Source organism: Mycobacterium sp. 1245801.1 (assembly GCF_001673055.1).
Classification (GTDB): Bacteria; Actinomycetota; Actinomycetes; order Mycobacteriales; family Mycobacteriaceae; genus Mycobacterium; species Mycobacterium europaeum_A.
This window is the reverse complement of sequence record NZ_LZKY01000387.1, coordinates 1-5,687: the sequence shown is the minus strand read 5'-3', so window position 1 is coordinate 5,687 and position 5,687 is coordinate 1. Positions and strand designations below refer to the sequence as shown.

Below are 5,687 nucleotides of genomic sequence, written 5' to 3'. Positions count from 1 at the left end.
GTGCTGCAAAGGGCTTGGCGATTGCTGTCCCCTACTCCGTAGGGCAGGCATCAGGGCACTTGTAAACCGTTGCGGGCGTGGTCGGTTCGGGCCGGTTGCTGGAGGTCGCGTCGGCATGGTGTTTCTCCAGTGACAGGGAGCGGCCACGCGGGACTTGAGTCATGTTGAACCGAGCGCCCTTTCGGCACGTCTTTATAGAAGTACACCTAGAGAACGATCAGGAGAACTTTGTGGATACTGTGTTGAAGCAGCGGTTCGACTACGACATCATCGTCTGCGGTGCTGGCTCGTCGGGATCGGCGATCGCCGGTCGGTTGGCCGAAAATCCCGACATCAAGGTCTTACTGTTGGAGGCCGGTGGCAGCGATGACGTCCCCAGTGTGACCGAGGCAAGTCAGTGGCCATCGAACCTTGGCAGCGAACGTGATTGGGGATTCCTCTCCGATCCTGACGGCCGGCTTCATGGACGCGCGATCGCGTTTTCAATGGGCAAAGTGCTCGGTGGCGGGTCCGGTATCAACCTCATGATTTGGGCGCGGGGGCACCGCAGCGACTGGGACCACTACGCCTCTGAAGCCGCTGAGCCGGCGTGGGGATACGCAAACGTCCTTGATTTGTATCGCCGGATCGAAGATTGGCATGGCGTCGGTGAGCCAAATCATCGGGGCAGGGGTGGGCTGGTGTTCGTACAACCGGCGCCCGATGCGCATCCGCTCGCCGCAGCGACGCTGGAAGCCGCTAGGGCACTGGGAATTCCGACGTATCAAAGCGCCAACGGCCGCCTGATGGAGGAGACCCGCGGCGCTGCCATCGTCGACCTGCGCTGCCGCGACAACAAACGCCTATCGGTGTTTGGCACGTACGTCGCCCCGCATCAGCGGCAGCCGAATCTGACGGTGGTGCCGCACGCGATGGTCACCCGCGTGCTCTTTGACGGCAACCGTGCCACCGGTGTCGAGGTCGTCCATGACGGCGCGGTTCACCGGGTGCGCGCCAGCGCCGAGGTCGTGCTGTCGCTCGGTGCGATTCACACGCCCAAGGTGCTCATGCACTCCGGCATTGGCGACCAAGATGAACTGCATCGAGTCGGCGTGCCCGTTCGCCAGCACCTGCCCGGGATCGGGCGCAACCTTCAAGACCACTATGGGTTCGACTGTGTCTGGGAGTTTCCCGAAACCATCCAGGGCAGCACTCAGGTGGGGTCGGCACTGTTTTGGGATTCCGGCGCTGCCGATGTCCAGGGTCCGGACCTCTTCGCATGCTCAGGGCCATTCCCGAAAGCGACAGCCGAAAATGCCGCGAAATACGGTCTGCCGCGGAGCGGTTGGACGTTGTTCGGCGCGCCCACGCACCCCTACAGTCGCGGTCGACTCCGGTTGTCCGGCCCCGACCCGACCGATCCAATCCGGATCGAAGCTGGCGCGCTATCAGACCCCGAAGACTTCAAGACCGCGATCGCGTGCATCGAAACCTTGCGCGAGATCGGCAACTCCCGAGAGCTTCGACCTTTCGTCGCGCGCGACGTCATGCCCGGCGACCTGACCGGCACCGAGTTGGAGACGTATCTGCGCGACGCCGTCACCACCTACTGGCACGAATGCGGAACCGCAAAGATGGGGCGTGACTCGATGTCGGTGGTCGACGGACACCTGAAGGTCTACGGCATCGAGGGCCTGCGTGTCGCCGATGCCTCCATCATCCCGCGTATCAGCACGGCCAACACCATGGCACCGTGCGTCGTGATTGGCGAGCTGGCTGCACAATTCATCAAAGTTGACCATCGAATCTAAAAGTGTTGCGCCGCAGAGTCTCTCATTCGTCATCGCCATCGGATATGTACCACAAGTCAATCCAGCCATCGCAGAAATGGAGGATGGATGCAATCGACGCTGCAACCTGCCGACCCCCACGCCACCTGCACCTGACAACCGATGCCTTCACAACGGTTCGAGCCACGCCAAGGTCAATTCGGAGTCGCGCCCGACAGCTTGGTGCTGGTTCAGGAATTTCTCAACACGGCCCCCATCCAGGGGTACGACACCGATCTGCTGCTCGACGTCAAACTGACAGGAAACTGGTGCGCCGCTACGGTGCCCAAGTGGGCGGCGCTGCGAGGCGCCGACGCCCAACCGCCGTCGCTCAAGCTAGAGGATCTGCCGAAACTCCGGGAGTTGCGCGACGGCATCGCGAAAATGGTCAACGGAAGATCCCCCGATAGTCGGCGCCTGAGCTGTATCAGTTCCATTCGCGGAGCCTTCGCTCTGTCGGACTGCAATGGACTGCAGATAATGCCCACCGGCAGCGGCTGGCGTTGGCTAGCGTCGGCCCTCTTCAGCGAGATCTATCGAAGTCAGCTGAATGACACATGGAGACGGATCAAGCAATGCCGCAAGCCATTTTGCGGGACAACGTTTTACGACCGCTCGAAGAACAACAGCGGCGCATGGTGCAACGCAAAGAGGTGCGGAAACGCCGCGAACCTGCGAGCACTTCGGGCGCGCCGACGCGACGAACGTGAGCGCGCGAACGCAAACGCTCCGGGACAGCATGACTACTGCCGACGCCCAGAAGATCGGTGACGATCAACCGGCTGAACGAGGCGAACCGGCAAGGTCGGCAGCGACGCGATCGCTCATAATCTGTTAAAGCGAGGTGCAGATCACCACTTCGAGCGTAGGCAGTCTTGGGCTTTCGTGTCATGGCTGCATCCCACCGCCGGATGGGCATTACGAGCGAGGTGTACGGGCGGTTGATCGTTAAGCGGGATCTCAGCGCTCCCTGAGATTTTTGCGGAGAATCTTTCCAGATGCCGATTTCGGGATGAATGTGGTGAATTCGACCTGACGAATCTTTTTGTATGGAGCGACGCTTCTAGCCACGAACTCCATCACCTCGGCGGCAGTCAGCGAAGCGGAGGATGGGGTGACGACAAACGCCTTGGGGATTTCCTCGCCGGACTTGGGGTCTATGGCTGGAACCACGGCGGCATCCACTATCGCGGGGTGGGTCAGCAACAGTGCCTCGAGTTCAGCGGGCGCCACCTGATAGCCCTTATATTTGATGAGTTCCTTGAGGCGGTCGATGATATAGACACAGCCGTCGGCGTCGACGCACGCCAGGTCTCCTGTGTGTAGGAACCCGTGCTCGTCGATGGTGTCGGCTGTCGCCTCATCGTTGCCGAGGTAGCCGATCATCACATTCGGGCCCTTGATCCACAGCTCGCCTGCTGCGCTGACACCGTAGTCGGGGACCGCGATCTCGACACCGGTCTCGGGCGCAACAAGCTTGCTGACCGTGTTCGGGAGAGTCCACCCGCAGGAATGCACCTGCGCGACAACGCCTATCGTATCCCGCCCCCCGTCGACGGGCATGCTGTGGCCGACTCCGCTCAGCTCACTCATTCCGAAGCCCTGCAGCACCGCCACACCGAGTCGGGCGCCCACCGTGCGTGCGAGTTCGCCGTCTAGCGGCGCGGCACCACACATGACGACTTCCAGCGAGGACAGGTCGTAAGAATCCACCATTGGGTGCTTGGCCAGCGCGACGGCCACCGGTGGCACGATGAATGCCTTGGTGCACCGGTGATCCTGAATGGCGCCCAAGAACGCGGCCAGGTCGAACGAAGGCATAACGACCAGCTTCGCGCGCGGCACCAGTGAAGCCGTCAGCAGCACAGACAAGCCATAGATGTGAAAGAACGGCAGTACGGCCAGAACGACGTCGTCGGGACCGACGAGGTTGAGGGGTTGAACTTGGGCGGCATTGGCTACCAGGTTGCGGTGGGTCAGCATCACCCCCTTTGGAAGACCGGTGGTGCCGGAGCTGTAGGGGAGCACCGCCAAGTGGTCGGCCGGATCAAAGCTTCTGGCACCAGCGCAGTGAACCGCCGGCTGGGACCTGAAATCGACTTCGTCGAGCATAAGCACCTCGCCGGGCGCGAGTCCCATTTGCGCGGCAGCGGTTTCGGCCTTCTCGCGGTGCTCATCGACGGCCAGCATCATCCGAGCATGTGAATCGCGCAACTGCCGGGCAATTTCATCCGCTGTCGACAACACGTTGAATGTGGTTGCGGTCGCTCCTGCTCGCAGGATGCCGTGAAACGCGACTGCGAATGCTGTGCTGTTGGGTGAAAGTAGACCGACCACGTCACCGACGCCGACTCCGCGGGCGACAAGATTCGCAGCGAATGCTTCGATGTGATCAATCAGCTCCCCGTAGTGTGTCGTGGCACCCGTGTTCGCCTCGACGAGCGCGACGCGCTGGCGGTCGTCGTCGGTGATGCCGTCGAACAGGTAATTGAAGACAGGGACGTCGGGAATGCAGACATCTGGGAAGGGGCTGGTGAAGCTCACCGTACTCCAATCTGGTTGGTGTTCTTTGACTGCGGTCTTAGAGCCCTTGGTTTGTCAGCCAGGATTCGATCAATCCGGCGACCGCCCTCCACTGAGGTTCGAGCATCATCTCGTGCCCGACGCCGGGAATGAGGACCGGTTTGGTTCCGTAGGCCGCGGCGGTTCGACGCACGTGTTTGGGCCGATAAATTTGGTCGTGCTCGCCGCCGATGATCAACATCGGCGAGCGGACTTTCTTGGTTTTGACCAGATCACCGACCACCGTGTCAAACATCATCGCCCGCGTGCTGTCGGGTTGGATGAGCCGCGTAAAACTGTCGACGAGGCTGTCTGGCGCATCCTCACCGAAGAACAACTGCCGTGCACCAGCGGACGTCCCCACTAGATCTAGCGGGTTGGCGGTCAGGGCGAATTTGGTTGAACGCCAAGGGTGACGACATATCATGCGCATTACGGAGTCAAGCTGGCCGCCGCGTGGTGGGGTCGAAGCCATCAGTACGGCCGCTGGTGCGTCGTGCGTTTCAAGATACTTCTGCACGACAAAGCCGCCCATGGAATGCCCGACGAGGATGGGCGGCTCTGGGAGCGAGCCGACGACCTCACAAAGATCGGTGACGTAGTCGGCAATCGAACACAACCGCAGCGACTTGCTCAACGAGCTGTGGCCGTGACCGCGCAGACTGGGCGCCAAGACGCGAAATCCCCGGTCGACGAAGAAGGCAACGAAATTTTCCTGCCAGCACCAGGCGGCATGCCAAGCTCCGTGCACGAAAACGATCGAATGCCGACGTTTTTGAGTGGGCCTTCCGGTGTCAAACAATTCGAGCATCCTTATCCCTGTTTTCGTCGCTTCGTGGTGGTTGTGGAAGGGATTCGTCACACTCGGACCCAGGCGCACTCCGCCAGCAACACCGACACATCAGGATTCGCGGTGAGTCGACGCGCAACCACCGCCCCCGACGTCCCGGCACCACACACGACAACGTCGTACCGCTGCTCCACCACACCTGCCATCACAACCTCCTCGATGGAATAACGATCGCTATCTCACTAGAACGCGCCGGCCACGAAAAAGGTTCAACTCGAATCAAACTGACAAAGAACACCAAGGCCACCAGTGATCGTGGGCGGAGCCACTGGTGCATTCGGAGACGCACCCGCCGGATGTGCGCCCCAGCCGTGGTGTCGGCGCCGAATGATGCGTGAAGCCGGGCTCGACGCGTTCACGGGGGTGGCCAAGGACGCACCCAGCACGCTCGGTAACCGCATCCGACAAACCATTGGTACCCCTGGCCTGCCGGACACGGCCCTGTTCGAGCAGCAAGCGGCCGCCCT

General features: G+C 61.4%; 5 protein-coding genes. 2 read left to right on the top strand and 3 right to left on the bottom strand.

The genetic code is table 11. The features are described 5' to 3' along the window. Positions 1-230: 230 nt before the first annotated feature. Both A5622_RS24575 and A5622_RS28680 read left to right on the top strand, forming a co-directional pair. On the top strand, positions 231-1,790 hold the full coding sequence (locus tag A5622_RS24575) for a GMC family oxidoreductase (protein ID WP_156753080.1): 1,560 nt from the start codon (positions 231-233) through the stop codon (positions 1,788-1,790). Positions 1,791-1,991: 201 nt separating this feature from the next. Next, the gene (locus tag A5622_RS28680) at positions 1,992-2,579 is read left to right on the top strand and encodes a CGNR zinc finger domain-containing protein (protein WP_232003034.1); all 588 of its coding nucleotides are present in this window, start codon (positions 1,992-1,994) and stop codon (positions 2,577-2,579) included. Positions 2,580-2,768: 189 nt separating this feature from the next. Here the strand turns inward: A5622_RS28680 and A5622_RS24570 are convergent, their stop codons facing one another. Genes A5622_RS24570 through A5622_RS29395 form a run of 3 tightly spaced genes read right to left on the bottom strand, consistent with a single transcriptional unit; the run spans position 2,769 to position 5,366 of the window. Continuing rightward, entirely contained in the window at positions 2,769-4,352 is a 1,584-nt protein-coding gene (locus A5622_RS24570) for an AMP-binding protein (RefSeq protein WP_066881767.1), read from the bottom strand. 37 nt (positions 4,353-4,389) lie between these two features. Continuing rightward, positions 4,390-5,232, bottom strand: a complete 843-nt coding sequence (locus tag A5622_RS24565) for an alpha/beta hydrolase (protein ID WP_156753079.1) — start codon at positions 5,230-5,232, stop codon at positions 4,390-4,392. Next, the gene (locus A5622_RS29395; protein ID WP_156748764.1) at positions 5,229-5,366 is read right to left on the bottom strand and encodes a GMC family oxidoreductase N-terminal domain-containing protein; all 138 of its coding nucleotides are present in this window, start codon (positions 5,364-5,366) and stop codon (positions 5,229-5,231) included. Before A5622_RS29395 ends, A5622_RS24565 begins: the two co-directional genes overlap by 4 nt. Between the last annotated feature and the right edge of the window lie 321 nt (positions 5,367-5,687).